The sequence below is a fragment of the Pseudomonas sp. BN607 genome (genome assembly GCF_029871175.1).
GTDB lineage: Bacteria > Pseudomonadota > Gammaproteobacteria > Pseudomonadales > Pseudomonadaceae > Aquipseudomonas.
Window position 1 is genome coordinate 135346 of the sequence record NZ_SSOE01000065.1, and the last position, 25342, is coordinate 160687.

Genomic DNA, 25342 nt, shown 5'->3' on the forward strand with positions numbered 1-25342 from the left:
CACGCGTGGCCAGTCAGTCCACTGAAAGATGGATTGGATGGGAAGAGATTGGCTTAAGCTGCATATTCAAGCATCCTGCACCGCCTTACTCTCGTACCTCGACGATAACCCTTGAGCAAGCCTGTTTTTCCTCAGCCGTTTCTAGCGATTGGCTGCTCTCAATGTCGTGACCTAGCTAGCCTGGGTTTCGACATTACTATGGCGTTTCAGCCAATAATCCATGTGCCATCAGGTAGGCCGTTCGCCTACGAGGCACTGGTTCGCGGTCTGAACGGTGAAAGCGCTATGGAAATTATGGCCAGGGTATCCCCCGACAATCTGTACCGCTTTGATCAGGCCTGTCGCGTGAAGGCCATCGAGCAAGCGGCTGCACTGGGCTTGGGTCGGCAGGCAGACTGTAAATTGAGCATCAACTTTCTGCCCAATGCAGTCTACCGTGCCAGCACCTGTATTCGGGCGACCTTAGAGGCCACTCGAACATTCGACTTCCCCGCCAATCTGCTCATGTTCGAGGTGACCGAGGGCGAGCGGATCGAAGACACCGAACACTTGAAATCAATTTTCAAGGAGTACGAGCGACAGGGCTTCACCACTGCAATAGATGATTTCGGCTCGGGTTACTCAGGGCTGAATCTACTCGCAGAATTTCAGCCGGCTGTGCTCAAGCTGGACATGGCACTCACGCGGGGAATCAGCAAGGATTCGGTTCGCCAAGCCATTGTCGCCGGTATCGTTCTGGTGGCCGAGCGGTTGGGCATTACGCTTATCGCCGAAGGGATTGAGACTGACGAAGAATGCCAAGCGCTGGCGGCGCTGGGAATTGATTTGATGCAAGGGTATCTGTTCGCTCGACCGCAGGTGAATGGATTGCCGTTGATTGAGCGGCTTTCTTGATCTTGTCCTGATAGCGACCCCTTGTCCTAGCCTTCGTGAACCCAGTGCTGATTAATCCCCAGCCTCTTGGCGTCCGTTGTGACGGAGCAGTCCCAAGCAAGCGGAGCGCGCCGGCCCTGGACGGGCCAGATGCGTTTGGATGGAAGGCCGGAGGGCCGCAACATAGTGCAGCCAGGGTGCGGTTTACGACAGCCGTCCACGTTAGGGCAGGTTCAGTCTTTCCTTCTGATGCCACGAAGCAAAGCTCTAAGGCTACTGGATGGATCGGCTGTTCGATTTCTCAGGTGTCGATGTAGCGGGCTGATGCAGATGAGTATGCGCGTGATCTGCGGCTGAGATTTGCGACGGTTCACGTGGTTGAATCTTGTGGTCAAAAAGGACAAGCGGAGCGCGCCGGCCCAAAGGGCCAGAGGCGTGAGGATGGAAGCCGGCCGACCCCTGGCTACGCCAGGGATCGGTTCACGACAGCCGTCCTCGATTAGGGGCACGCTCACATCCAGCAGATTCAGATAGGCATCTGGTTACTGCGGGGAGGGGGGCGGTTAAGAGCTAAACGGATACCCCCAGATTTTGGGCAGTGGGGCAATCGCCGGGCCCGGGATGCTTGAGAGGAATAGTGCGTGACCTACGGCACGGCTGTCGTGAACCGAGCCTAGGTTTACCTAGTCTCGGCCCTGCGGGCTTCCATCCTCACGCCTGCTCGCACCGCTTGCTCAGCCGCTTCGCGGAAATGCGACGCTCTGAATTGATTGAGCGTGATGAGCCTGCCATCGATGAGATTTGACAGATAGGGCAGCACAGAGCCATTCCGGTTTCTCAACTGAATTTTTCTCGCATTCGACACCTCCATAGGGCATGACCTATAGGGAGGGATTCTTGTGTCAGCACTACAACTGTACGTGATCGAGTATGAACTGCACGGCGATCACCGGACATTCATCATCCGTCTCGAGAAGATGGATAACGCTACTGCTTGGCACTGGGCTAGCTGCGATGCTGGTGTCGGCATTATTCCGAGGTTTGGTCAGCACAACGTCAAGCTGGTGAGCCGGCCTTTGGCCGAGCGCTATGGCATTTCCGAAGTGAGATGGAGGTTAGCGGGGCAGGGGCCGGAGTTCATACCTACCCCTGTTGATTTTAAGAAGTTTTCGGAAGGGGCAGGTGGCGCGTAGCGCCAGGCAGAACAAACTGGAGGTAGCTATGCAACCTAAGACTGAGGGCCCGGAAGAAAAAGGGCCAAGCGATGTCCCATTTATCAACGATCCGGAAAAGCCCACGTCGCCGCCTTTGAATGATGCCGATGCTACGGACGCAGCAGAGGCGGAGGAAGACATTCAAGACGACGGAGAGTCAATCTAGAGCCGAGGAGCTACGCATGGATACCTATCACCTGAGTCCAACCGCCGATGGCTGGGAACTCAAAAAAGCCGGCGCTGAACGTGCTTCGAAGCGTGCCGCCACCAAGCAAGAACTGGTTAGCTCACTGTCCGACTTCTTTCACGGCAAAACAGCATCGGTGAAGATCCACAAGGCGGATGGCACCATCGAAGAAGAACGCACCTACCCGCGTTCTGCTGATCCGAGACGTTCAAAGGGGTGATCCCAGTCACCGCTAGTGACCTTGGAATTGAGCTAAGAAACACGAGCAGTCACGGTTTGTACAAATGGCTGCTCGCAAGCTTTCTTATCGGTAAAAGGATTCGCTCAGCTGTCGCGGTGGAGACCTATCGGAGCTTGGTTGATCGGCATGGCCTGGACACCCCCGCCAGGCTCGCCCGATGCTCTCACCAACAGCTGGTCGTATGGCTTGGCCAAGCTGGTTATGCCAGGTATGACCAGTCCACTGCGAGACGACTGCATGCGTTGGGGACGGGGCTGTCCAGTGATTTGGATGCTCAGCTTAGCAGCTTACGCCAGGGTCTCATTGACCTGCCCACATTCCAACGCTGGCTTTTAAGTTTTGAGGGAATTGGCATTAAAACTTTGGAGATTTTCATGCGAGAAGCTGCCGCACTGCTCGATAACGAGAGGCTGTAAGGACTCTTGGAAGGGCACCACTGAGACCGCCGCCCTAGGCTATCAGTGCGAGCCTAAGTGCATGCCAGCGTTGGAACTTTACGCAATCAACTGCCACCTCCAGGGCGAGCCCGGCCGATACTATCCTCAAGGTGAACAGACCCAACGGCAGAGCACTACGGCGTTTCCTCAGTGCGGAGGTGCGTTTCGAGCGGCGTATGCTCCTGATTGTGTGCGGATGGCCATATGCCTTCATCGACCCGATGCCTTTAGCATGGAACACTGGAAGATCTCAGGACGGGAGGTTCCATGAAGCTCGAGGCCAAAGGACTATCGCTACGCGGACACACAGTGCTGGTCGTTGAAGACGATGTAACACTCAGAACGCTGCTCGTAGACATCCTGATTGAGCTCGGTGCTCATGCGTGTGGTTTTGGTAATGCGGAGGATGCCCTCATCCATCTTCTTGAAAACCACGGCAACTGTTCGTTGATAATCGCCGACCACGGTGTGCCTGGCACACTCAAGGGAGTGGAGTTCCTGCAGATGGTGGGGAAAAGTGGCCCGACATTCCCACTATTCTGACTTCCGGTTTCCAGTTGGAGAGCTTAGGTGAAGGTCTATCCAGTGAATTCTTATTCAAACCATGGTCGGTCGAAGAGGTGACTGCGACAATCGCCAAGGCCTTGGTTCGCAAGCCCGGTATTACGCAGCAGGACGTTGATCAACATCCTGCATGAGATAAGGCTTCACGCACTCTATGAAACGTTCTAGCGGCCAGGGTTTTTGGAGGAAGTGGATGCCTTGAGGTAGTGCCTCACTCATTTCAGAATGATAGCCGCTGGATACGATGACATCGGTGTCTGGCAGTTCCTTACGTGCGATCCAAGCCAGGTTCAATCCTGTCGAGACTCCCGGAGTCCGGACATCGGTAATCACCAGTGACCATGGTTGCAGTCTCAGCATCGCAATGCCTTCATCGGCAGTCGCCAGCGCAGTCACGGCTGCGCCTAGATCTTCCAGCAGCATCGTGATCATTTCTCGGAGGGCGGGTTCATCCTCCACCAGAAGAACAGAGGGAGGCATATCGGGGAGTTTTGGCTCAATCATCAGGGTACTCTTATCCAAGCGCACGTGAATAAAGCCATCCATCCTTGAACCGCCGCAACGGCATGGCGACGCGCGATATCATTCCGACATCGCTTTCGCCGGGAAAATTCACTCGCACTATCTGAAAGAAATTTCACCTCATTTTATAGCGTGTTCGCTGGGGGCTTGAGCGGGATCGGCGTCGGCCCTAGGTACTTCCTGATCACATTTCTCGCCCATCGCCCGGTACTCCTTTCGCAGCGCATGCAACTGCTTGTTGTCCAGCGCTTCGAGGTCAAGGACGGAACGCTCGGCAGACTTTGTCGCCCGGATCAGCTCGTCCAGCTTGAGATGGATGATGTCGTTGTCCCGGTTTTGAGTGTTCTGAATTAGGAAGACCATCAGGAATGTGATGATCGTGGTAGAAGTGTTGATAATGAGCTGCCACGTATCGTTGTAATGAAACCAAGGCCCGGAGGCTGCCCACATCGTGATTAGTACGATGGCGATGAGAAAGGTGCTTGGCCTGCCTGCGTGGTCTGACAGCCGTTGGCAGAATTGCGCGAATTTCATGATGCTCTCCCTCTGATACGTTGCGCTTACTCAGTTGACCGCCCGCGTGATCAGAAATCATTTTTTACATTTGGCGGATGCAGCGAAAGGTGGGCACGATCACTTTGAACAGCAGCGGCGCAAGCAGGGTCAACCGCTACGACTTTGCTTTGGAGGGTAGTCATGGAAGTCGAGCCGCTGTTGACAGAGCTCTTGATGGCGCGTGGCCCAGGTGGGCAGGAAGATGAGGTACGTTCGATTTGTCTGCGAGAGCTCACTGCATTCTGTGATGACTTGAAAGTCGACAGGGCGGGGAACGTCATAGGCCTGATCAAGGCTGCGCATGACAGTGATCCTGGCGAGGCAATCAGGGTTATGGCGCACCTGGATGAGATCGCCATGATCGTAAAAATGGTCGAGGCTGACGGGACGCTTAAGGTTGTCGCGCTTGGTGGAGCTCAGCCGATCTGCTTTGGCGCTTGCCCAGTCGACATGCTGGGCGACCGAACGACACTTCCGGGCGTTCTCTCTTACGGCTCGATGCACAACAGTGGCAGCACCCCCACAGGCCGGGACGTATTGGCTGGCGACGTTCACTGGAATGATGTTCATGTGGTTACTCGTCTAACCAAAGCCGCCTTGGAAGAAGCGGGTATTCGACCAGGGTCGCGCGTGGTGCTGAGTCAGCACTGGCGCAGGCCATTCATCGTCAACGACTGCATTGCCGCGCATTTCCTTGATGATCGAGCGCCTGTCACCGCCGTGATTCATTCCGCTGCCTTGCTCAGCAAGCGTCGGCATTTGCTCAAGCAGGATGTCTGGGTGGTGTTGACCACACTCGAGGAGGAGTCCAACGCTGGTGCAATGTATGCAGCCCGCACGCTACCGGGGGATACCACCATCGCGGTTGAAGTAGGGCCCGTACTGACTGAGTACGACACGCGGCTATGCGCAGGCCCGATTATCAATGCCGGCGATCAGAAGGGCTATTACAGCCGGACGGTGATCCATGGCTTGCTCGAGGCTTCCCGTCGTGCCGATTACGAGCCCCAGGCAGCGTTACTGTTGGACTTCGCCTCGGATGCCAGTGCTGTAATGAGCGCAGGAGTCTGCGCGCGTGCGGGCTGCATTGCCATTCCAACTGAAAACACGCATGGGTTCGAGTTGATACATTCGCAGGGGATATCCGCCTGCGCCGCGACGCTCGTCGAGTATCTGATCGACCCTTAGACTACCTGTTTCAAGCTGGTCATGACCGCAGCTCGGCTGCTGTGTTCTTCCTCCAACCCCTGAGGTTCATAAGACACAGCACTACCTGAAGGACAATCAATGCCCACGCTTGGGCATGCCATCCCCAGACCGTCCATAAAATGTTGCTTGCGATAAAGCAACAGAAGCCCACTTTGCGCCGCCCAGGGCGGTGCGATCCAATACACCAGGCTGCCAGCACTGTGACCGCCATCGCTGGCCATTCCAGCAGCTCAACCCAACTTTCCATCAAACCATTCCAGACCGTTTCCATAAACCTAGCGCCATTTTCCGTCGGTCAAGCCGCTTGTGAGTAATCCGGCTCCCTTTGGATTTGGAGTACACCCTAAAGGGCTGGGTTCCGCATACGACAAGGCAGGTGAGGCGGCCCATTTAACGCTCTGGGCCGTAGCCGCTGATTGCCAGGGCGGCGCGCATCGCAGCAAGATGCGTAAGCCCTTGCGGCAGGTTTCCGAGGAAGTTTCCTGTACTAGGATCGATCATTTCTGAGTAGATCCCCACGCCATGTTCGAGGCCTTTCACGGCAGCGTGGAACGCTGACTCGCCCCGCTCGCACTCCCCAAGAAGCGCCCAAGCTTCAATGATCCAGAATGTACAAGCCAGGAAGCAGCCTTCTTCCTCATAGGCTTGGCTATATCGGTAGTGGAAAGCCCCAGCGCCCAGCTCGGCTTGGACAGCTTCCAGGGTGCAACGCAGACGTTTTGGTGAGGGATAGCCTATGCGCACAGCAAGTGCTACTGACGCATCGAGTCGATCTGTCCCAGGATAAAAAACGTAGGCCTGACGTCGCTCACTCCAACAGTGTTGCTCGATCCATGCCTGGATGCGTTGCCGTTCTCGATCCCACCGTTCTCGGCATGTGGTCGGGAGGTGACCACCATCAGCAAGTTCGATGGCGCGACTCAAAGCCTGCCAGCAACTGATCTTGGACATCGTGTAGTGACGCGTCTCCTGCAATTCCCATATCCCTGCGTCAGCCTGCCTCCAGCTATCGGCGCATTGATCAGCAAGACCCGCGAGGATCATTGCGCTGGGGGAGTCGAGGATATTGCCGCTGTCGATGAAACAGCGAGCGGTCTCGAAAATGTCGCCGAAGACACCATGTTGGAGTTGGTCACGCGCGTCGTTTCCCACTACTGGAGGTGAATTCTTGTAGCCAGGGAGGTTAACCCTGCGCGTGCAATCACCGAGCGCCCCATCCAGCGTATAAAACACCCTTGGGCCATGCTCGCCCAGTCGGTTAAAAAGCCAGGTGAAAGCTGCCTTGGCTTCTGGCTGTGCCCCGATAGCCAGGAATGCCTCGATGGTATATCCAGCGTCCCGGATCCAGGCGAAGCGGTAGTCGAAGTTCTTTGTACCACCTATCCGCTCGGGCAGCGACGAGGTGCCTGCAGCCATGATCGCGCCGCTCGGTGAGGATAAAAGAAGCTTTAGGGCGAGTGCATTCCGCACAACCAGTGGTTTGAGTGGGCCGTCATAGATAAGGCTCTTCGACCATTGGCACCACTCTCGATGCGAACCGTCAATACGCTCGTCGATGAGCTCCAGTGGTGGGAGCACCAGTGGCTCATCTCGCCCAGCCACGATCGCCAAAACAGTCCGTTGCCCCCGGCTTACCCTGATGAATGCCCGGACGCCCATGTCATCCTTGCGATCAATCTGCAACTGGGCGTCGTGCATAAACATTCCTAGGATGCGACCGGCATGAAACACGCAGCCGTTGTCATTCGGCGTCAGATAAGGGCTTACGGTATCGGCCTGTGTACCGAAATCAATGGCGATGTCGAAATCGACAAAACCGTCCATCCCCTCTATACGCCTCGCGAGTTCAGCCCAAGGTAAACGACCAGCTGGGCCACTGTTGAGCGATTCGGTCACTCGCGCTTTCCCGCTCGAAGTGACAAAGCACGTCTCCAGTACGTTGCTGCCTGGGAGATAACGACGTTCAGCACGATACTTTTCGCGAGGGGTGATGGAAAAGAACCCACCTGAGTGAGGTGCCAACAACCGGTCGAACAGTGGTGGAGAGTCCATCTGCGGAACGCACCACCAATCAATAGAGCCGTCCAAGCCTATCAAGGCCACCGAGCGCCCATCACCCAGAGCACCGTATTGCTCCAGCAGCAACCATCCGCCGTCGTCGCGTTGGGGTTCAGCGTGCTGCATGCCAGCGGCGAATTGTTTTTCCACGAGCCGTTACCCTGCTGAATTGTCCAGTTGGGACAGGCTTGTCGAGCTGATGGTTCGCTCCGACTTTCAGCTGGAAGTCTTTTCTCAGATTATTTAAAAATCGGAATTTCGAGTTGCCGCTGAACTCTCAGTCGACGGTAGGTGCATCTTTTTCTCGGCTCCAATCCTCCCAACCAACCAGACCAACAGAGGGTTTTATGACTTGTCTGATTTGCGCAGGGCATGCGCACTCCGTGGAATGTGCGACGGGGTGGGAAGAGCGGCATTGTTCGGAGTGCGGAGGCTATCGCATCTCCCAATTACTCATTTTGGCGATGATGGATCAGGGGCAGATCTTCGACACCAGCAAAATGCGAGAATGGCTGACCACCCAGCGGAGTCTGATGCCTACATCAATAATTGAGCCTCACCACGCCCTTCGCCTTAGTTAAATAGGGGGGCGACGTAGCCTGCCCGAGGCTCCTAGAGAATGTCACTCCTCGGGAATAATCGAGATCTTGCCGTTGCGCTCGACAATGGCAAATTTGATCTGCTCCACTTTTTCGATTCCCTGGCTATCGCGCGCAGATTCAAGAATATCGTCTTCAGTGAGTCGCGCTCGGTGCATACGGTGGTGCAGAAAACGGCCATGCTCAACGACCAGCGTAGCGTGGCCGTCCAGCAGTCGCGCCAAAGGCTTGGAATTGAGTTTCGCGAGCGACAGTCCGACATCCAGGACGATCAGCGTCGCGATGACCAACATGGCATTGGTAAAGGAAAAATCATCGCCCAGCAAAGCCTGTTGGGTTGCTTCGCCGATGATTAACAGCAGCACAAAATCAAAGGTCGTCAAGTCAGCTAAGGAACGTCTGCCTGCAACGCGAAACAACAGCATGAGGGCGATGTACATGCCGGCTGCGCGAAGGATTGAATCCATTACTCGCTCCTAAGGGAATAGGAAGGTAGAGAAGTGGACTGCACTGGATGGGCCTGCGCGCACCGAGCATTCCAGTGTTCCGACATACTCGCTGCGTAAGGTCAGATAGAGCGTGGCAATGCCATCCTCGCTGGTTCCCAGTTGCAGCAAGATGGCCTTGCCCTGTGAGAGCGAGGCTTGTGGTTGAGGTTGTAAAGTTTCGATGCTGGCTTCGCGCAGTAGTGAACCATCGAGCTGCACCATGATGGGTTTTCGGGCGCTGCCGCGTACAGTGATGCGCAAGCTGTCAGTTGTGCCACTGCGGCTGAGGCGTTGATACTCAACATGCAGACGGCCATCAGCGCTCGTGACCTGAGCATTGCTGAGTGGGCCATTACCGAATACGCCGGCCAATCCAAGTAAGACAATGACGACCAACAGGTACCAACCCACGCGTTCGAAGCGCCAGACGCGCTGCTGCATGGTCATGTCTTCCTGGACAGGCTGCTGTCTCGACACCAGTTCATCATCCGCCATAGCCGTAATCCTCAGGCGCGCTCCCCACGAAGCCAGCGCTCGTGATAATGGATCAGCCGGGTCAGTCCATAGACGGCCCCGTCATGCATGACTTGCGCTCGCTCTCCCAAAAAACGCTGGGTACGGGTAAATACGGCAATTGGTTCCCCGGCAAATGCCCACGCAAAGCACAGCGTGCCGGGTAGAACCCCAGATGCTGGGCTAGGCCCGGCTACACCGGTAGTTGCAATAACGACGTTGGCATCGCTGTCCTTCAAAGCCCCTTGGGCCATCTCCCAGGCGACTGGTTCGCTAGTCAGCCCGTATCGTTCGATGGTCTCCGCGCTTACACCTAGCAGACGCTTCTTGGCGGAGGGGGAATACACTACGTAGCCGCTTTCGAGCACCTCGCCTGTACCTGGGAATGCCGCTAGCAGAGCGACCATGCAGCCTGCTGTGCAGGACTCGGCAGTCGTAAGTACCAGATGGTGGTCTTTGAGGTATCCAAGCACAGCCAGTACGGGATCACTTGCCATTTTGATGTCGACTCGTTGTTCTTTTGTGGTGGACGTGTCAGCTATGTAAATGGTTCACCCGTTCAGCGTAGGTTCGCTTGGGTTCTTGACTTGAACTTCATTCCCCGCGTCAGCATCAATTTAGGTAGCACGGAGCTGGGCTCCGAAGTGTTATTTGAATGACAGAGATAAAGGTAGGGTAGCCATGAAAAAGCACACCGACACCGGGCATAGGCCGAAGGCCCCGTCAAAATCCCAGGGTGAAGAAGAACGCGACAACGATGCTCATCGACCGGACGGGTCATCAGGCACCGATCATGATTCGACCGCACAGAAAGCAGCGCGTAATGAAGGGGAGAAGAAGCACTGAGGCCAGCAACAGCTGGCCTCAGTGCTTTCATCAGAGGATGGGTTTGCCGCCGGTTATCCCGTAGCGTGAACCCGAGATGTAGCTGGCCTCATCAGAACCCAGCAAGACATAAATCGGCGCGACCTCCACCGGTTGCCCTGGTCGCCCCATTGGGTAGCTCGAACCGAAGTTCTTCACGGCTTCATCCGGCATGGTGGCAGGTATCAGCGGTGTCCAGATCGGGCCGGGGGCTACGCTGTTGACCCGTATACCTTGCTTGCCCAGCAGCTGGGCGAGGCCGGCGGTGAAATTGGCAATCGCACCTTTGGTGGCGGCATACGCCAACAGCCTGGGTGATGGGTCGTCGGAGTTGACCGAGCTGGTGTTGATGATCGAACCGCCTTTTGGCATCGAAGGCAACGCGCGTTGGCAAATCCGGAAAATGGCGGTGATGTTGGTATCGAAGGTCTTCACCCATTCATCGTCGTCAATTTCGGCCAGGCTTTCATGGGCCATCTGGAACGCGGCGTTGTTCACCAGGATATCGATGCGACCGAACTGCGCCACGGTCTTGTCGACAACGTCGTAGCAGTGCTGTTTCTGTGCCAGGTCGCCAGGCAGCAGCAGGCACTGGCGGCCAGCGGCCTCGACCCAGCGCGCCGTTTCCTGAGCATCATCGTGTTCATTCAAGTAGGCAATGGCAACGTCGGCGCCCTCGCGGGCGTAGGCAATAGCCACCGCGCGCCCGATGCCGCTGTCGGCGCCGGTGATCAGGGCGATTTTGCCTTCGAGCCGATTGTTGCCGATGTAGGTCTGCTCACCGCAGTCTGGATACGGCTCCATCTTGCGTTGTGAGCCTGGCACGCTTTGCGGCTGAGAGGGAAACGGGGGAGTAGGGTAGTCGCTCATGGGGGGAAGCTCCTGCAGTTGAGAACGCTCATTACCGTTCGAAACGTACGAGAGGCTGGTGTTGAGGTGAATTCAGGAATAGTACGACGGACGGTCAGCTTGCCATCGCCGATGACTCCCGAGGATTGAATCTAACAATCGCTATCAGTCTCACCGAGTCACGGGCAGGGCTTAACCAGGCACAGCCCTCCGGTAGGACTCAACCTATGAACTCAAAGTACCCAGTCATCATCGTCATATGAGTCTGGGATATTGGTGGTGAGCGACCCAGTCCAAACCCAGAACAATCAGCAAACCTCTGATCCTAACGTCACAGAGTGCCCAATCATCTTTACCCATTCGTCTCGAGAACCTCGTTCAGGCCACTGACACTGCTCCTCTGAACCTTTGAGGCATTGACGACTCAACCGGGCATCCGACGTGAGAGGGCTATTGATGCGCACCTTTGAGAAAGACCTCTCTGCACCTCAACTGTTAAAGCTCAACTGTTTGGCCGGATGGTTTCGGGTGCTAGAGGACAGAGCATTGCGTATGGATTCGCCGGACGACTATCACGAGGAACTGCTTCGCCGGGCGGATGAGATGGATCGTCAAGGAATCATCTCTTGGCAGGAGTGGCGTGATTTACGTCGAGAGGCTGACGCTGCTTACCTTAGAGCCGTAGCAGGGGACGATTATCCCTCAGGGTTTCTCAGGAGCTGAGTTAGGGAATGCCGCTACGCTGCGCCCTGAGGTAGGGCAGGGCCCCATAGGCGCCGCGCAGGTATCCGTGCAGCTCGGTTTGAATGAGAATGTCAGCCCTTGCTGTGTTCGTCTGACGTCGGCCCAGTCCCGCGTTTAATCCCGCGCGGGCCAGCTATTCCCCAAACGGCCAGTCCAACCAGCGGTAGAGCCAGGATTAGCAAGGCCCACATGGCTTTGGCCGCATCGGTCTTGTCGCTTCGGAACACGCTGACAATTGCCCACAGGTCGATCAACAAAAGAATGGTTGCTACCGCGATCCAGAAGTACGTACCAAGGTCGTTCATGAGTTTGTCCTCCGGTGGCTTACACGTAATCACTTCCTAACGTTCCAGAGGCCGCCCCTGGAACGAGGATGACTTTCCGGCAGTTATCCTGTTTTTGATCGAACATTTTGTAGCCCATGGCAGCCTCTTCCAGGGCTAGGCGGTGAGTAACGATCAGTTCCGGTTGTAGCCGCCCGGCTTCTATGTGTTCGAGCAGTTCCGGTAGGTATTTCTGCACATGGGTCTGGCCCATCTTGAACGTCAGCCCCTTGTCGAACGCATCGCCAAACATGAAGGCGTGAATGAAGCCGGCATACACGCCCGGTACACTGACTACGCCCCCGCGCCGCACGGCGGCAACGCTTTGGCGCAGGGCCTTGCCGCTGCTGCCCTCGATCTTGAGTGCCGTCATGACTGTTTCTGCAGTGCTGCCCTTGGCCTCGAAGCCAACGGCATCGATCACGGCGTCGACGCCCCGCATACCCGATGTTTGTCGAATGATGCTGTCGGCGGGATCATCATCCTGCTCAAAGTTGATTGGAATTACGCCGTAGGCGTCGCGGGCGTAGGCTAGGCGGTAGTCGTTGTCATCCACCATGAAGATGGTCTGCGCGCCGAGCATTCGCGCGCACGCCGCGCTGAGTAGACCCACTGGCCCCGCGCCGTAAATGGCGACTGAGGAACCTTGGCCGATCTCGGCGTTGGTGACGGCCTGCCAGGCGGTCGGCAATATGTCGGAAAGAAAAAGCACTTTATGGTCAGCTAGGGCGGTGGGCACCTTGAAGGGGCCGACATTGGCTTTGGGTACACGCACGTAATCGGCCTGGCCGCCTGGAATGCCACCATACAAATGGCTGTAGCCAAACAATGCGGCGCCTGGCGGAATGCCTTTCTTGTTAATGATGGAGCCGCGTCCAGTGTTAGTGGTTTCGCAGGCGGCGAACAGATCGTGCTGGCAGAAGAAGCAACTGCCGCAAGCGATGACAAAGGGGATCACTACACGGTCGCCTACCTGCAGATTGGTTACGTCCTTCCCTATGTCTTCGACGATGCCCATAAACTCGTGGCCGAAGATATCGCCCGACTCTGTTTCCGGAATCTTTCCTCGGTACAGATGAAGATCAGAGCCACAAATGGCAGTCGCGGTGACCCTGAGGATGATGTCGTCGGGGTCTTTAATAATGGGGTCGGGGACGGTATCGACTCTGACATCGTTAGCTCCGTGGTAAGTCAATGCTCTCATTGTCTCAAGCTCCTGCACCCGTGGATTTCGATAGAGGTATGCAGGGGAAGCCTCATTGAGGGCCAAAGTTCAGCTGAACCTGTCGAGTGGTGCTGCCCTTAATTACCTGAGCTCTCACGGAGCCCCGATTCTGGTCTGAACGATAATCCGGTTGCTTGAATCAAATCAGGAAGGCTAATCCCGGGGAGTGAAACTCAAGTGGACGACACTTCGCTTGCTTTCATGATTTTTGCAGCTGACCACCCAGATGCGCTTCAGCAAATTCGTGCATTAGGCGAAGCCGAGGCTCTGGAGGCAGGTGAACCGTTGCCAGAGCTTCGCAATACGATGGTCAATCAGATCCTTGCCGGGGAAGCCACCCATCGAGGCATTTCGCTAGAAGCCCTCGTAGAGGAGCTCATTGGAAGGCTTGACGAATCAGCTCACGACTCAACCCTGCCTGGCCTTGAAAAATACAACCAAATGCGGAATTTCGATGCCACACCCGAACCATCAGGTGAGCCAAGAATTTCGAGGCGTTCAAAGCGTGCCGCTCCTCAAGCCTTACAGTTCTGTGTTCAGAAACATGATGCCACCCGGCTGCACTACGATTTCCGTCTGGAGCTTGATGGCACCCTTAAAAGCTGGGCCATACCCAAGGGGCCGTGCTTCGATCCAAAAGTGAAGCGCCTCTCGGTGCATGTCGAAGATCACCCACTCGATTACGCCTCGTTCGAAGGCACCATCCCCGAAGGGCACTACGGCGCTGGGGATGTGATCGTTTGGGATCGCGGTGTCTGGCTTCCTCGAGGTGATCCAGCGGAGGCCTATAAGAAGGGCCGCATGAAGTTCGAGTTGCAGGGTGAAAAGCTATGTGGTGAGTGGAATCTCGTTCGAACGAACATAGAGGGAAAGCAGGAGCAGTGGTTTCTGATCAAGCACCAAGACGAGGCCGCTAAACCGCTTGCCGATTTCGACGTTGTTGTCGATCTGCCCAACAGTGTGCTGAGCGACCGTACCATCATCCCCAAGAAGCGCGGTCGGGTGAAAGCAACGTCATCCAATCCGACCCCTCCTACAACCGTCACCGGGCCGGGCACAGAAGACGCTGTGGCTGCAGCACTGCCAGAGAAGCTGTCTCCGCAGCTAGCGACCTTGGTGGACTCCAGCCCTCGAAGCGAAGAGTGGCGCTACGAAATCAAGTTCGATGGTTACCGCATGCTGTGCCGCGTCGATGGAGATGACGTCAGGCTGTTCACCCGCAATGGTCACGATTGGACTGCGAAGTTGCCCAAGCAGGCGGCTGCAATCGCCTCGCTTGGACTTGAGTCAGCCTGGCTTGACGGCGAGATCGTTATACCGGATGAAAACGGCGTGCCGAATTTCCAGCTGCTACAGAACGCATTCGACGCCGGCAAGAGCCAAGGCATCGTTTACTACCTCTTCGACCTGCCATACCTCAATGGCACGGATCTTCGGCAGGTGCCGGTCGAGGGCCGTCGGGCGTTGCTAAAGCAGGTTCTCGATGAATCGACCGACCCGCTGCTGAGGTTCTCCGAAGACTTCACCGAAGACGTCGACGCATTGATGAACAGTGCTTGCCAGATGCGTATGGAGGGGCTGATTGGCAAACGCTTGGGCAGTCCTTACGTATCCCGGCGCAGCGATACCTGGATCAAGCTCAAGTGTAAGCATCGCCAGGAGTTCATCATCGTTGGCTATACCGACCCGAAAGGTGCGAGGAGCGGCTTTGGAGCACTCGTCCTTGCCCTCACTGATGGAGACAGCGGAAAGCTGAAGTACGCCGGCAAGGTCGGCACTGGTTTTACCGAGTCGACTCTCGCCACCATTCTGGAAACGCTGCTGCCCCTGGAGCAGAAAGAGGTGCCGGTGATGAACCCACCGAAAGGTGTCGACGGCAAAGGCATTCACTGGTTGCAGCCGACGTTGCTAGCCGAGGTCACCTTCGCAGAGATCACCTCGGACGGTGTGGTCAGGCACGCGGTGTTCCAAGGTGTCCGGACGGACAAACCTGTCCACATCATCACGGAGGAGAAGCCGGCGCCTGCGCCGAAGGAGCGAAGGTCAGCCAAGGCGAAATCGGACGACAAGGGCTCCCCGACCAAGGTGCGGATCACCCATCCTGAGCGTGTGATTGATCCCAGCAGCGGCCTCACCAAACGAGACCTGGCCGAATACTACGCGCAGGTCTCACCTTGGCTTCTGCCTCATCTGAAAGACCGGCCCATCGCTCTAGTCAGGGCGCCCGAAGGGATTACCGGAGAGCTTTTTTTCCAGAAGAATGCTGACCGTCTCGCCATCCCGAACATCACTATGGTGCCGAAGGCCGAAGCTGGGAAAGCGGGTATGGTCATCAACAGTGTCGAGGCCCTGGTCGGTGCCGTGCAGATGAGCACCATTGAGCTGCACTCCTGGAACGGTACGACTGATCACATTGAGCAGCCAGACCGCTTCGTGTTGGATCTCGACCCGGATCCCGCGCTGCCTTGGAAGGCCATGGCCGAAGCGACTCAGCTGACCTTGGTCGTGCTCGATGAATTGGGCCTGCAGTCGCTTCTTAAAACCAGTGGCGGCAAGGGCATCCACATCATGGTGCCGCTCACGCCTAAAGCTTCATGGGAAGAAGTGAAGGACTTTAGCCAGGCCATTGTGAAATACATCGCCAAGCTGATCCCGGATCGGTTTTCAGCCGTGTTAGGCCCGAAGAATCGTATCGGCAAGATCTTCATCGACTACCTGCGCAACGGCAAAGGGGCGACTACCGCCAATGTCTTTTCCGCGCGTGCCAGGGAGGGGCTACCGGTATCGGTGCCGATCTTCAGGGAAGAGATCGTCGAGCTGCAGTCGGCGGCGAAGTGGAACATCAGGAATGTTCAGGAGCGGCTGGACGAGCTTGGTGGTGATGACCCGTGGGAGGGCCTGCCAAACATGAGGCAATTGATCACCATGGAAATGAAAACGCGGATCGGAATGAAGTAGGCCTTAGCATTCTGCGGCTTGGTCGGTCTCAACTCTAAGTTGTACAAGAAAATTTGTTTGTATCAGTAATCAGACCAGTTGTCCGATACCTATATTTGGCCACGCCAAAGTCATTGAACCACCGTCTTGCTTTGCTATGGTTAGGTTTCCGTATAAGACTAAAGTCGTAGGAGGGCGGCATGCGTATTCGTGGTGATGTTTTTTGGGATTGGGCGGATCCAGTGCTTCATCATCGCAGCCACGACGAGGAGCTCGATGACGGCACGACTATCGATGTTCAGGTCAGGCTCTCGCGCACAGGTCAGACGCAAATGTTCATCGGCGTGTACGCAGGAAGTGGAATGGCGCTGCATGAGGAAGCTTTCGAATCCCGCCCCGGCGAGTCAATGACCCGAGCATTAGCCTGGGGGGTTGGTCGAGCAAGGCGTCTGGCGACAGATCAGCGCCCTAATGTGAAACAAGTGGCCTAGCTGCAGCCAGTATCCGTGGCCGTTGGCTCAAGCGTCAGCGGCCACAACCGTCTCCTCTCAAAAGCCAATCCCATTTACCAGCGTTAGGGTCAGCCATTTGCTGCTCGTCCCGTCAAGCCTTTAACGTCGTGTACTGAAAGTCAGCTCGCATCCGCAGATTTGCGCAGTCTGGGACAAGCCATCTGAGGCTTCCAAAGCCCTGAGCGACCTCAGTACCTGGCCACAAGCATTAAGTTGAGCCGTTATTAGGATCGATTGGGATACCATTCCCGACCTTGCTAAATAGTCTCTTGTTGCCATGCCTAGGGCGTCATCCCTTCGGATCTCATAAACTTCCGACAGAAATGTGGTTGATCGTAGAAACCGCACTCCAGCGCGGTCTCGGCGAGCATCATCGTCGATGTCTCTAGCAGTTCTTTACTCTTCCTCAGCCGCTGCTCACGCAACCACTGCTGAGGAGAGACCTGTGTGGATACCTTGAACATTCGCGAGAAATGGCTTCGGCCCAACAGCGCCAGCCTCGGGATTCTGGGCTACCTGTGATTGATCAGGCCTTCTCGCTTCAGCAGCTTGATGTTGGTTTGCTTCACGATCACCCCTGTCAGTTCATGATCGCTGAACCAGCGGCATTCCACGATTTCGTGACCCGCGCTCGGCAGCATCGTGGGTTCGATAGACATTTGATAAAGGTAGTGTTCTTCGTCATCGAAGATGTAATGGCCCAGAAACCGAGCGCCAGTGAAGGGCAGGCTTGTCTCCTCCTTCAGCTCTCGTTTTGCCGCGTCAACATGCCCTTCGCCAGGATCAATCTTGCCGCCTGGCAGTGACCATTCAGGAGCTTCCTTGCGGACAAGAAGAATCTTCCCTTTCTGCAAGCAGATCACTGTCGAATGCATCTCTCGTATGTTGGTCATGTTCAGTCCTCCTCTATGTACGGAGGGCTTGAGAATCACGGGGAAAGTTCACGTTAAACGACGATGTGAGCATTGGCGCCTGCCAGCTTTTGTCAGACCAGCACGCCGGTGCATGGATCTTGAGTTAGATTTATAGGTCTACCCCGATGGTGCTTTTTCCTATGGATTACGGTGATCAGCGCTCAGCAATCGAATCGTTCGTGACGAACGACGGCCAGATTGGTACCCAGATGCGTCGAGTAGATTGGGCCAGTACTACCCTGGGTGATCCAGGGTGCTGGCCAGTTCAACTGCGGCACGCCGTGAATTTCTTGCTCAGCTCGGATCTGCCCACAGCGCTTCTTTGGGGTGCCGACAGCACACTGCTCTACAACGACACCTGGATCCCGGCCATGGGGCACCGTCATCCCCTAGGGCTGGGCAGGCCCGCGCACGAAGTCTGGACGGCGGTGTGGGGGCGGGTCGGTCTGCAGCTCGAAGCGGTAATGGAGAAGGCAAGCCTGTTATTACTCTCCGATGCGGAGTTTCCGGTTCGCCTGGATCGAGAAAAGCCGTGGGCGTTCAGCTTGAGTCCTTTAAGAGCCCCTGAGGGGCACATCGTTGCTGTCCTGGTGCAAGGGCAAGAAGTACAGCCGTCAGCCCTTGAACCAGTACCGTCGCACATTATGCTGGGTCGAGATCGCCGTATGTTCGACCAGGCACCGGGGTTCATCACCATCTTCCGAGGCCCTGACCACATCTTTGAATTCGTCAACGAGGCCTTCAGGCGGAGCTTTGGTGATCGAGGCTATCTCAACCGCTCTGTACGTGATGTATTCCCCGATCTGGAAGGGCAGGGTTATTTTTCCTGGCTGGATGAGGTGTTCAAGTCGGGCGAGCGGTTTGTCGCTACCGGCACGCCTATTTCGCTGCTCTGGCAATCAGATGGGGCCGAGATCCGCTACCTCGATTTCGTGTATGAGCCTGTATTCGACGATGCCGGTGTAGTGACCGGTATTTTCTGCGAAGGCTTCGATGTCACGAAACGAGTGGAGACCGAGCGGGCGCTTAAAGAGGAAAGCCGCACGCTTGAGATCCTTCGAGACATCAATGCGGCGTTCGCCAGTGACCTGAACCTTGAACGGATCGTGCAAAACCTCACGGATGCAGCAACGTCGCTCACAGGAGCAGCTTTTGGCTCGTACTTTGCCAACGAGGTCGACGATGCCGGCGCGCATCTGAAGCTTTATACCTTGTCAGGTGCTGATCGCTCGGCCTTTGAAAAGTTGGGTCATCCTCGTGCCACTCCGGTGTTTGCACCTACTTTCCGGAATGAAGGTGTCGTTCGATCCTTGGACATCCTGGCTGACCCTCGCTATGGCCAGTTCGAGCCCCATCATGGAATGCCTAAGGGGCATCTGCCCGTACGCAGTTACTTGGCGATCTCGGTGGTATCGAGAACAGGCGATGTCCTAGGAGGGTTGTTTTTCGGTCATCCCGAACCGGGAAAATTCACTGAGCGGCACGAACGGCTGGTAGTCGCCCTGGCCGCCCAAGCAGCAGTGGCCATCGATAACGCCCAGCTTTACCGGCAGGTACAGCAGGCGAAAGCCACACTTGAAGAGCGGGTCGCTCAACGCACAGACGAGCTTTCACAGGCCAACGAAGCCCTCCGCCAAGCTCAAAAAATGGAAGCACTTGGGCAGTTAACGGGCGGAATTGCCCACGACTTCAACAACATCCTGGCGGCGATTCTGGGAAGCGCCGATTTACTATCACGGCGATTGAAACAGGGGAAAGGCGAAGCTACGGCGCGCCTGTTGGAAGGAATTCAAGTCAGCGCCAAGCGAGCAGCATCGCTGACTCAGCGCCTGCTCGCATTCTCTCGACGGCAGACGCTCGATCCCCGGCCTACGGACGTCAACGTACTTATCGATGGTCTGGTCGACCTGATCAATCGCTCGGTGGGGCCGGCAATTACTGTCGTCACGCATCTGGAGCCGGATCTTGGGTTGTCCCGGATTGACCCTGCCCAGTTGGAGAGTTCGCTGCTCAACTTGGCGATCAACTCGCGTGATGCCATGCCCGAGGGGCGCGGTGCGATCTCCATCACTACGCAGACAATCGAACTCGACGACCTGATGGCGGGTCGTGCCGACCTGCCTCCAGGCGAGTACATCGCGATTTCTGTCACTGACTCGGGAAGCGGCATCTCCCCGGAGAACATCCAGCGGATATTTGACCCGTTCTTCACCACCAAGCCACTTGGCCAGGGCACCGGACTGGGGCTATCCATGGTGCACGGTTTTGTACTGCAGTCCGGTGGCCAGATTCATGTGCATTCCCAAGAAGGTGTGGGCACGACGATCCGCCTCTTGCTGCCAAAATTCGAAGGGCAACTGGAATTACTCGAGGGCGAGGCCAGGCAGAGTGCGCTTAGCGGTCAAGGGGGCGGGAGAATTCTAGTAGTCGATGACGAACCTATCGTGCGCATGTCCATCGTGGAAGCCTTGATGGAGGCCGGATATGAAGTTGATGAGGCTGAAGATGGATTTAGCGCCATGCATACGCTTCGCTCGTGTCCACCCTATGATCTTCTCGTCACCGATGTCGGGCTTCCAGGTGCGCTGAATGGACGCCAAGTGGCAGATGCTGCTCGTGAGGCTTTTCCAGACCTTCGGGTTCTATTCGTGACCGGTTTTGCAGAGGCATCGGTTTTGAAAGGTGGATTCCTGACACCTAGCACGGCAGTGATCACAAAACCGTTCGACATTCAGGTACTCCTGAACAAGGTGACCGTAATGCTGCACCAGCCCCAGACTTGAGCAGGGTGCCGGAACTCAGCTTCCTACCCGGCAGTCATCAGCATAAGGAAGTTCGTCCCCGCGTTCAGGATGTCGCGCGTTCTTAGGTGCGATCCCTCATGAGCGTCATCAAGCATCGTCCAGCAAGGGCAAAAGTAACGATCATCTGTACTCGAAATGACCAGATTCTTCTTATTCGCAGGAAGGGTGCCAAATGGAAGTTTCCAAACGGTCTGCTTGAGAGAGGTGAGGCCCCGACCGTGGCTGCTGCTAGAGAGCTTTGGAAGGCGCTATCTTTGCACTGCTCAGGTCTGCATCACGTGGGCACCATTGAGGTAGGCAACGTGCTCCACCATATCTTCACCACTGACTTCGCTGATGGCTGTAGCGTTGCGCTGGGGAGAGGCATTGTCGCGTGTAAGTGGATCGGCTGGGAGGAGCTGAGTTCCACCATGCTAAAGCCTACAGCCGCGGCCTTGATTTCCCGGGGCCTGCCACAACTTATCCATTTCGATGAAGTGGAAGCGCTGACGTCGGCAACCGCTGAAATTTGAACGGACGTATGGAGTTTGCGGTGGCTCTAACCTAAGCGTCCGCCAAACAGGCCATGCGCGAGCACGACCGGAATCCAGGTACGTGTAGCAGCCGCTCATCACTGGTCTTTTGTCGGCACCGATTCCCTAGCGGGACTGCACTGCTTGTTGAAGGGAGGTCGTTGCAGCACACTGAGCATCCATCGTAAGGAAACGGCCGCATATGAAGGCTACGCCTCACACCCCCCTGATTATCCTGGATGTCCAAGATGCTATTGATCAGCCTATCTGGAATGGCAAGAGCCACCCTGGTTATCTGTCCGTCATCCAGCGCCTTCTGCGGCACTGGCGATCAAACGGCTGGCCCGTACTTCATGTGAAACATGATGAAAAGAATCTCACCTCCAGCTATCACGTTCATGGCCCCTGGAATGGAATCAAGAAAGAAGTGGCTCCGATAGAGGGCGAGGCTGTCATCATCAAGCATGAGAACTGTGCCTTCATAGGAACCCGATTGGATGCCATTCTGAGAAGCATGCAAGTAAAACGTATTGTTCTGGCTGGCGTTGTGATTCATAACAGCATGGATGCGACTATCCGAGCGGGGAAGGCACTTGGATACGAAATTATTCTACCAGCGGATGCCACAACTGCTGTACCCGTCAACAGGTCAAACGGAACGTGCTGGGACGCCTTGACCGTTTATGAGCTGACCTTAGCAATATTGGGCACTGAATATGCCCAAGTTATGTCATCAGAAGATGTTATCGCACAGTTCTGCTTGTGAAGCAGTGTCTGGCACCCACTCATTCGACAGCACGACTGCAGTGGCCAGCTCGCCTTGAGCGCCGCTAAACTGCCCAGAACCTATGAGGATGGAAGCGCGGAGGGCCGCAACTTAGCGAAGCCAGGTTGCGGTTTACGACAGCGTCCCCGATTGGGGCACGTTCAGTCTTTCCTGCCGGTGCCTCGAGGCGAAGCTCTAAGGCTACTGGCTTGATCGGCTATTCGCTTTCTCAGGTGTCGATGTGGCGGGCTGATGCAGATGAGCACCGGTTGGATCGGTAATCTGAATGACGTTGCCGTGCTGCCAGCCATCCGCCTTGAGATCTGCCGCAGGGATTTGAATGTCAGCCCGCTGAGTTTTCGTTTCTGCCGCGTCCACTCTCAGGCGTCGATTCCGCTGCTCGACCATCGTTGGATCAGCCTGGCCATCCGCTGTGAACCCCATCATCAACTGCGGGACGCCCACCGGTAGGGCTTTGTCCTGGTCGGTATGCCACGTGTGCCATGTCTTCCCGTAGGTATGGGCAAGCCGCTCCATCAAGGCATGTTCTGCAGGTGCAGGGATACCCGGCGCGATCAGCTGCCCGGATGAAACCTCATAGCCATGGCTGTGCCACATCGCCTTCTCCTTGGCCGGCAGAGCAGCAAACAGCTTTTCGTCGATGATGTACTCGACACCCATGATCTTCGCTTCCTTGGTGTTACCGTCGAAGATGACGCACTGGATGACATCCTCGTTCAGGATGGAGCAGTAGTGATGCGCTTCCATCTGCACATCAGGATGTCCGTTGTAAAAGTGGAAGCCATCCAGGTAAGCGTTAATAGCCTCAATGGGCGGCTTGGCCTGCAAGGTCGCGGCTCCGGCTTCCAGCAGCTGAGTCTTTGCTGATTCGGGCCTACCAGGTGTCTCCACTGGCGACTTTGTCTCAGGAGCAGCGCAAGCCCACAGCAGACTACAGGCCAGGGGAAGGGTTATGAATCTGATGAGTTGTGGCATGAGAGTGGCTCTAGCTTGTGTCCTCAAGGGACAGTCTGGGCCAGCAGAACGGACAATTCAGAAGACAAACGGCCTGGGTTGATGACGGATTCCAGGTAAAAGAAAGCCCGCTGCTAGGCGGGCTAATGGGAGCTTCTATCACACGTAGGGATTGGGTGAGTGTTGCCTAGGTGTCGTGAAAATTGGGTGAAAGAAAAGTCCCGACAATGTCATCACAGGGATCCTCTCAGCGCCTGGCCAGTCATATGTGCGTGATCTGCGACGGAGATTTGCGACGGTTCACGTCGTTGAATCTTGTGGTCAAATGGCAAGCGGAGCGCGCCGGCCCACTGGGCCAGAGGCGTGAGGATGGAAGCCCGCTAGGGCCGATCCCTGGCGACGCCAGGGATCGGTTCACGACAGCCGTCCCCGATTAGGGGCGCGCCCAAGGGCATGATTACATCAAGCAGTCTCAGACAGGCCTGAGGCAACCGTCTGGGTCGCATTCATGATGCCAAGCGGATGCCACTAGGGTGGGGGACTTCTTCCAAGCGAGGTAAGCCACCATCACGCTCCAGGCTCTCAATTTCCAAGCGAAGATCATCGATAAGCTCCGCTGAAGATTTCCCAGATTCCAAGCTCAAGGTCAGTGTCAGCAGCGTCAGTGAGCTCACCTCCAGCCGCTGACTTACCTGCTCGAGCTTATCCAGTGTCAGACTGGACTTGCCGCCTTCGAGCTTTGAAAGAAACGTCCTACTCGTGTCACCAAAGTCCCGCTGCGTGATTTTTCGCTGACTGCGTAGCGCCCGAAGGACGATGGCGAAAGACGATTTCAGTGACATATGCAATCTCTCCGCTTGAGCGTGCCTCCGGTGAAGCCCACGTGGGATTTCCGCGCAGCCTCGAAGCCTGTGGGCTGGCGTGACCTTGCGGTCAGGAGGAGCTACCGTTCCGTCGAAACACTGTTGATGCATCCAGTATATCTCGCTAAGCTCGTGAGGAGAACATTTGTACTACTCTCGGTGATGAGCCTTATGAACAAGCCAGACCTGACACCTGATGATCGCTTTGCTTTTTTCTCGCGCGAGGAACTGCTCGAGCAGCAGTGTCTGTTGCTTGAGAGCGAGCTGGCCGTGATGGGCGAGGAGTTGACCGCGTCTCGGGAGAAGATCGCCACTTTGGTCTTGATGTGGACGGGCGTCAAAGCTGAGCTGCAGAAGGCGGAGTCAGAATTGACACAAGCGAGGTATGAGCTTCAGGTCAGCAGCTTGGCTCATTGAGCCTCCCGCACCCCTATATATCGCTCCGCAATGTTGCCCGGGCTTAGGGCGGATTCGGGGCGGCTCCGGTACAGGTCAAGCTCACGTTGTCCAACCAAGGGAAATGGGAGAGGCCTTTCGCGAACGATTGCTATCGACCCATTGCAGACGTTTGCAGGCCTCTGCTCGAGACATTATCAGCCGTCCATAGATTGACTGACGCCGAAGTTTTTAATCAGTGCAAAGTGGATCTCGCAAAGCCCGCATTACCTCATCATGCATTGCATCGACCGCGCTCGATCCCTTGGAATCTCGGCTACGTACCAGCACTACCTCGACCACAGGCAGTTCAGGCAGTCCTTGTCGTGCATCAAGCATTTTCAAGCCCGGTGGCAGGCTACACCGGGTAAGCACGGCAACTGCCATACCACTTTGTGCCGCAGCAATCTGACCGCCGATATTAGGACTGTTGTAGACCACTCGGTATTCACGCGGCTGAGCGTCCAAAGCAGCAAGGATCTCGCTACGTAGGCGTCCACCCAGTTCATGTACGGCAATGGGGAGCGGGCTGCGCTTCCAGATCTCGTGCTGTTCGGCTCCGCCCCATACCAATGCCTCTCGGAACAGCAAAGCTCCCCGCGAGGGTGCATCACGGGTGACCAAAGCCAGATCGATTTCACCCCTATCAACCTTGGCCAGCAGCGCGGTGGATTCTTCACACACCAGGGTGACTTCGACTTCGCTGAAACGCGAAGCAAAGTGCCGCAATACCGGCACAAGATAGGGCACGGCGTAGTCATCAGGAACACCAAACGTTACTCGTCCGGAAATCGCCCCACCATGCATCGCGAGCACCAGTGTGGAGTGGGTCGCTAGTAGCTTGCGCGCATGCCCCAGCAGATCGAACCCAGCCGGAGTCAAGGACAATTGTCTAGGTTCTCGGTTCAGAAGTGGACGACCGACGCTTTCTTCAAGCTTTTTCAGTTGCATGCTAACAGCTGATTGCGAGCGCGATACTTGGCGCGCCGCCGCTGTCATCGAACCGGTATCTACTACCGCCACGAAGGTGCGCAACCAGTCGATTTGCAAGTCCTTCGAGTGCATTGGAGGCCTGGCCATTCGATATTCGAATGATCTGTATAACACTTATTCGCTTTTCTTGCCTTCGTTTATGTCCTCAGAATGGCCCGAATTAGGA

Annotated in this window: 28 protein-coding genes and 1 pseudogene; 14 read left to right on the forward strand and 15 right to left on the reverse strand. The window is 56.1% G+C overall.

The genetic code is table 11. The features are described from left to right. Positions 1–111: 111 nt before the first annotated feature. The 5 genes from E8E68_RS22305 to E8E68_RS26890 all read left to right on the forward strand — a co-directional run bounded on the left by E8E68_RS22305 (position 112) and on the right by E8E68_RS26890 (position 3495). Positions 112–894, forward strand: coding sequence for an EAL domain-containing protein (locus E8E68_RS22305; protein ID WP_280344806.1), 783 nt, complete (start codon positions 112–114; stop codon positions 892–894). Between the two features lie 878 nt (positions 895–1772). Beyond that, the gene (locus tag E8E68_RS22310) at positions 1773–2066 is read left to right on the forward strand and encodes a DUF6555 family protein (RefSeq protein WP_008091005.1); all 294 of its coding nucleotides are present in this window, start codon (positions 1773–1775) and stop codon (positions 2064–2066) included. 28 nt (positions 2067–2094) lie between these two features. Continuing rightward, positions 2095–2253, forward strand: a complete 159-nt coding sequence (locus tag E8E68_RS22315) for a hypothetical protein (protein WP_280344811.1) — start codon at positions 2095–2097, stop codon at positions 2251–2253. A 16-nt stretch (positions 2254–2269) separates the two neighbouring features. Next, positions 2270–2494: a DUF2188 domain-containing protein gene (locus E8E68_RS22320; protein WP_280344813.1), complete on the forward strand. Its 225-nt coding sequence runs from the start codon at positions 2270–2272 to the stop codon at positions 2492–2494. 725 nt (positions 2495–3219) lie between these two features. Next, entirely contained in the window at positions 3220–3495 is a 276-nt protein-coding gene (locus E8E68_RS26890; RefSeq protein WP_348530107.1) for a hypothetical protein, read from the forward strand. A gap of 120 nt (positions 3496–3615) precedes the next feature. On the opposite strand, the gene E8E68_RS22330 is transcribed toward E8E68_RS26890, so the two are convergent. Then, positions 3616–4020 carry a response regulator gene (locus tag E8E68_RS22330; RefSeq protein WP_280344816.1) on the reverse strand — a complete coding sequence of 135 codons (405 nt, stop codon included), beginning with the start codon at positions 4018–4020 and terminating at the stop codon, positions 3616–3618. Between the two features lie 138 nt (positions 4021–4158). Continuing rightward, complete coding sequence (locus E8E68_RS22335; protein ID WP_280344819.1) at positions 4159–4572, reverse strand: low affinity iron permease family protein; 414 nt, start codon at positions 4570–4572, stop codon at positions 4159–4161. 162 nt (positions 4573–4734) lie between these two features. On the opposite strand from E8E68_RS22335, the gene E8E68_RS22340 reads away from it, so the two are divergent. Then, on the forward strand, positions 4735–5781 hold the full coding sequence (locus E8E68_RS22340; protein WP_280344822.1) for a M42 family peptidase: 1047 nt from the start codon (positions 4735–4737) through the stop codon (positions 5779–5781). Between the two features lie 19 nt (positions 5782–5800). Here the strand turns inward: E8E68_RS22340 and E8E68_RS22345 are convergent, their stop codons facing one another. From E8E68_RS22345 to E8E68_RS22365, 5 genes are all read right to left on the reverse strand, one after another. Next, complete coding sequence (locus tag E8E68_RS22345) at positions 5801–6049, reverse strand: hypothetical protein (RefSeq protein WP_280345083.1); 249 nt, start codon at positions 6047–6049, stop codon at positions 5801–5803. A gap of 143 nt (positions 6050–6192) precedes the next feature. Further along, a complete protein-coding gene (locus E8E68_RS22350) occupies positions 6193–7947 on the reverse strand; it encodes a glycoside hydrolase family 15 protein (protein WP_280345086.1) in 1755 nt (584 codons plus the stop codon). Positions 7948–8482: 535 nt separating this feature from the next. Beyond that, on the reverse strand, positions 8483–8926 hold the full coding sequence (locus tag E8E68_RS22355) for a YetF domain-containing protein (protein ID WP_070383760.1): 444 nt from the start codon (positions 8924–8926) through the stop codon (positions 8483–8485). Positions 8927–8935: 9 nt separating this feature from the next. Continuing rightward, a complete protein-coding gene (locus E8E68_RS22360; protein WP_280344830.1) occupies positions 8936–9442 on the reverse strand; it encodes a hypothetical protein in 507 nt (168 codons plus the stop codon). Between the two features lie 11 nt (positions 9443–9453). After that, positions 9454–9957, reverse strand: coding sequence for a CinA family protein (locus E8E68_RS22365; protein ID WP_280344833.1), 504 nt, complete (start codon positions 9955–9957; stop codon positions 9454–9456). A 184-nt stretch (positions 9958–10141) separates the two neighbouring features. Between E8E68_RS22365 and E8E68_RS22370 the strand changes: the two genes are divergently transcribed. Next, positions 10142–10306 carry a hypothetical protein gene (locus E8E68_RS22370; RefSeq protein ID WP_177324898.1) on the forward strand — a complete coding sequence of 55 codons (165 nt, stop codon included), beginning with the start codon at positions 10142–10144 and terminating at the stop codon, positions 10304–10306. Positions 10307–10336: 30 nt separating this feature from the next. On the opposite strand, the gene E8E68_RS22375 is transcribed toward E8E68_RS22370, so the two are convergent. After that, on the reverse strand, positions 10337–11194 hold the full coding sequence (locus tag E8E68_RS22375; RefSeq protein ID WP_280344847.1) for a glucose 1-dehydrogenase: 858 nt from the start codon (positions 11192–11194) through the stop codon (positions 10337–10339). Positions 11195–11629: 435 nt separating this feature from the next. On the opposite strand from E8E68_RS22375, the gene E8E68_RS22380 reads away from it, so the two are divergent. Next, positions 11630–11896, forward strand: a complete 267-nt coding sequence (locus tag E8E68_RS22380; RefSeq protein WP_280344850.1) for a hypothetical protein — start codon at positions 11630–11632, stop codon at positions 11894–11896. 92 nt (positions 11897–11988) lie between these two features. On the opposite strand, the gene E8E68_RS22385 is transcribed toward E8E68_RS22380, so the two are convergent. Further along, positions 11989–12222, reverse strand: coding sequence for a PLD nuclease N-terminal domain-containing protein (locus E8E68_RS22385; RefSeq protein WP_280344852.1), 234 nt, complete (start codon positions 12220–12222; stop codon positions 11989–11991). A gap of 19 nt (positions 12223–12241) precedes the next feature. Further along, positions 12242–13444 (reverse strand): zinc-dependent alcohol dehydrogenase, encoded by a 1203-nt coding sequence (locus E8E68_RS22390; protein WP_280344854.1) that lies wholly within the window; start codon positions 13442–13444, stop codon positions 12242–12244. Positions 13445–13642: 198 nt separating this feature from the next. Between E8E68_RS22390 and ligD the strand changes: the two genes are divergently transcribed. Next, positions 13643–16423, forward strand: a complete 2781-nt coding sequence (gene ligD, locus E8E68_RS22395; protein WP_280344857.1) for a DNA ligase D — start codon at positions 13643–13645, stop codon at positions 16421–16423. Between the two features lie 179 nt (positions 16424–16602). Further along, on the forward strand, positions 16603–16893 hold the full coding sequence (locus tag E8E68_RS22400; RefSeq protein WP_054881380.1) for a hypothetical protein: 291 nt from the start codon (positions 16603–16605) through the stop codon (positions 16891–16893). 302 nt (positions 16894–17195) lie between these two features. Here the strand turns inward: E8E68_RS22400 and E8E68_RS22405 are convergent. Continuing rightward, positions 17196–17402 (reverse strand): annotated as a pseudogene (locus E8E68_RS22405) (helix-turn-helix transcriptional regulator); the annotation flags it as partial. Between the two features lie 24 nt (positions 17403–17426). Further along, positions 17427–17807 (reverse strand): NUDIX domain-containing protein, encoded by a 381-nt coding sequence (locus E8E68_RS22410; RefSeq protein WP_161990093.1) that lies wholly within the window; start codon positions 17805–17807, stop codon positions 17427–17429. Between the two features lie 161 nt (positions 17808–17968). Between E8E68_RS22410 and E8E68_RS22415 the strand changes: the two genes are divergently transcribed. From E8E68_RS22415 to E8E68_RS22425, 3 genes are all read left to right on the forward strand, one after another. Beyond that, positions 17969–20611, forward strand: coding sequence for an ATP-binding protein (locus tag E8E68_RS22415; RefSeq protein WP_280344867.1), 2643 nt, complete (start codon positions 17969–17971; stop codon positions 20609–20611). 98 nt (positions 20612–20709) lie between these two features. After that, entirely contained in the window at positions 20710–21144 is a 435-nt protein-coding gene (locus E8E68_RS22420; RefSeq protein ID WP_280344870.1) for an NUDIX domain-containing protein, read from the forward strand. Between the two features lie 202 nt (positions 21145–21346). Next, positions 21347–21910, forward strand: a complete 564-nt coding sequence (locus E8E68_RS22425; protein ID WP_280344873.1) for an isochorismatase family protein — start codon at positions 21347–21349, stop codon at positions 21908–21910. Between the two features lie 201 nt (positions 21911–22111). Here the strand turns inward: E8E68_RS22425 and E8E68_RS22430 are convergent, their stop codons facing one another. Both E8E68_RS22430 and E8E68_RS22435 read right to left on the reverse strand, forming a co-directional pair. Then, positions 22112–22906 carry an OBAP family protein gene (locus E8E68_RS22430; RefSeq protein WP_280344876.1) on the reverse strand — a complete coding sequence of 265 codons (795 nt, stop codon included), beginning with the start codon at positions 22904–22906 and terminating at the stop codon, positions 22112–22114. Between the two features lie 485 nt (positions 22907–23391). Then, entirely contained in the window at positions 23392–23727 is a 336-nt protein-coding gene (locus E8E68_RS22435) for a helix-turn-helix transcriptional regulator (protein ID WP_280344879.1), read from the reverse strand. 192 nt (positions 23728–23919) lie between these two features. Here E8E68_RS22435 and E8E68_RS22440 point away from each other — a divergent pair, with 192 nt between their 5' ends. Continuing rightward, positions 23920–24165 (forward strand): hypothetical protein, encoded by a 246-nt coding sequence (locus tag E8E68_RS22440; protein ID WP_280344882.1) that lies wholly within the window; start codon positions 23920–23922, stop codon positions 24163–24165. Positions 24166–24375: 210 nt separating this feature from the next. On the opposite strand, the gene E8E68_RS22445 is transcribed toward E8E68_RS22440, so the two are convergent. Further along, entirely contained in the window at positions 24376–25248 is an 873-nt protein-coding gene (locus E8E68_RS22445) for a LysR family transcriptional regulator (protein ID WP_280344885.1), read from the reverse strand. Positions 25249–25342 lie beyond the last annotated feature (94 nt).

Excerpts from the sequence above, each read along its gene's own strand:
- E8E68_RS22315 (WP_280344811.1), top strand. The coding sequence starts at position 2,095 with ATGCAACCTAAGACTGAGGGCCCGGAAGAAAAAGGGCCAAGCGATGTC.
- E8E68_RS22320 (WP_280344813.1), top strand. The coding sequence starts at position 2,270 with ATGGATACCTATCACCTGAGTCCAACCGCCGATGGCTGGGAACTCAAA.
- E8E68_RS26890 (WP_348530107.1), top strand. The coding sequence starts at position 3,220 with ATGAAGCTCGAGGCCAAAGGACTATCGCTACGCGGACACACAGTGCTG.
- E8E68_RS22330 (WP_280344816.1), bottom strand. The coding sequence starts at position 4,020 with ATGATTGAGCCAAAACTCCCCGATATGCCTCCCTCTGTTCTTCTGGTG.
- E8E68_RS22335 (WP_280344819.1), bottom strand. The coding sequence starts at position 4,572 with ATGAAATTCGCGCAATTCTGCCAACGGCTGTCAGACCACGCAGGCAGG.
- E8E68_RS22340 (WP_280344822.1), top strand. The coding sequence starts at position 4,735 with ATGGAAGTCGAGCCGCTGTTGACAGAGCTCTTGATGGCGCGTGGCCCA.
- E8E68_RS22345 (WP_280345083.1), bottom strand. The coding sequence starts at position 6,049 with ATGGAAAGTTGGGTTGAGCTGCTGGAATGGCCAGCGATGGCGGTCACA.
- E8E68_RS22355 (WP_070383760.1), bottom strand. The coding sequence starts at position 8,926 with ATGGATTCAATCCTTCGCGCAGCCGGCATGTACATCGCCCTCATGCTG.
- E8E68_RS22360 (WP_280344830.1), bottom strand. The coding sequence starts at position 9,442 with ATGGCGGATGATGAACTGGTGTCGAGACAGCAGCCTGTCCAGGAAGAC.
- E8E68_RS22365 (WP_280344833.1), bottom strand. The coding sequence starts at position 9,957 with ATGGCAAGTGATCCCGTACTGGCTGTGCTTGGATACCTCAAAGACCAC.
- E8E68_RS22370 (WP_177324898.1), top strand. The coding sequence starts at position 10,142 with ATGAAAAAGCACACCGACACCGGGCATAGGCCGAAGGCCCCGTCAAAA.
- E8E68_RS22375 (WP_280344847.1), bottom strand. The coding sequence starts at position 11,194 with ATGAGCGACTACCCTACTCCCCCGTTTCCCTCTCAGCCGCAAAGCGTG.
- E8E68_RS22380 (WP_280344850.1), top strand. The coding sequence starts at position 11,630 with ATGCGCACCTTTGAGAAAGACCTCTCTGCACCTCAACTGTTAAAGCTC.
- E8E68_RS22385 (WP_280344852.1), bottom strand. The coding sequence starts at position 12,222 with ATGAACGACCTTGGTACGTACTTCTGGATCGCGGTAGCAACCATTCTT.
- E8E68_RS22390 (WP_280344854.1), bottom strand. The coding sequence starts at position 13,444 with ATGAGAGCATTGACTTACCACGGAGCTAACGATGTCAGAGTCGATACC.
- E8E68_RS22400 (WP_054881380.1), top strand. The coding sequence starts at position 16,603 with ATGCGTATTCGTGGTGATGTTTTTTGGGATTGGGCGGATCCAGTGCTT.
- E8E68_RS22410 (WP_161990093.1), bottom strand. The coding sequence starts at position 17,807 with ATGACCAACATACGAGAGATGCATTCGACAGTGATCTGCTTGCAGAAA.
- E8E68_RS22415 (WP_280344867.1), top strand. The coding sequence starts at position 17,969 with ATGGATTACGGTGATCAGCGCTCAGCAATCGAATCGTTCGTGACGAAC.
- E8E68_RS22420 (WP_280344870.1), top strand. The coding sequence starts at position 20,710 with ATGAGCGTCATCAAGCATCGTCCAGCAAGGGCAAAAGTAACGATCATC.
- E8E68_RS22425 (WP_280344873.1), top strand. The coding sequence starts at position 21,347 with ATGAAGGCTACGCCTCACACCCCCCTGATTATCCTGGATGTCCAAGAT.
- E8E68_RS22430 (WP_280344876.1), bottom strand. The coding sequence starts at position 22,906 with ATGCCACAACTCATCAGATTCATAACCCTTCCCCTGGCCTGTAGTCTG.
- E8E68_RS22435 (WP_280344879.1), bottom strand. The coding sequence starts at position 23,727 with ATGTCACTGAAATCGTCTTTCGCCATCGTCCTTCGGGCGCTACGCAGT.
- E8E68_RS22440 (WP_280344882.1), top strand. The coding sequence starts at position 23,920 with ATGAACAAGCCAGACCTGACACCTGATGATCGCTTTGCTTTTTTCTCG.
- E8E68_RS22445 (WP_280344885.1), bottom strand. The coding sequence starts at position 25,248 with ATGCACTCGAAGGACTTGCAAATCGACTGGTTGCGCACCTTCGTGGCG.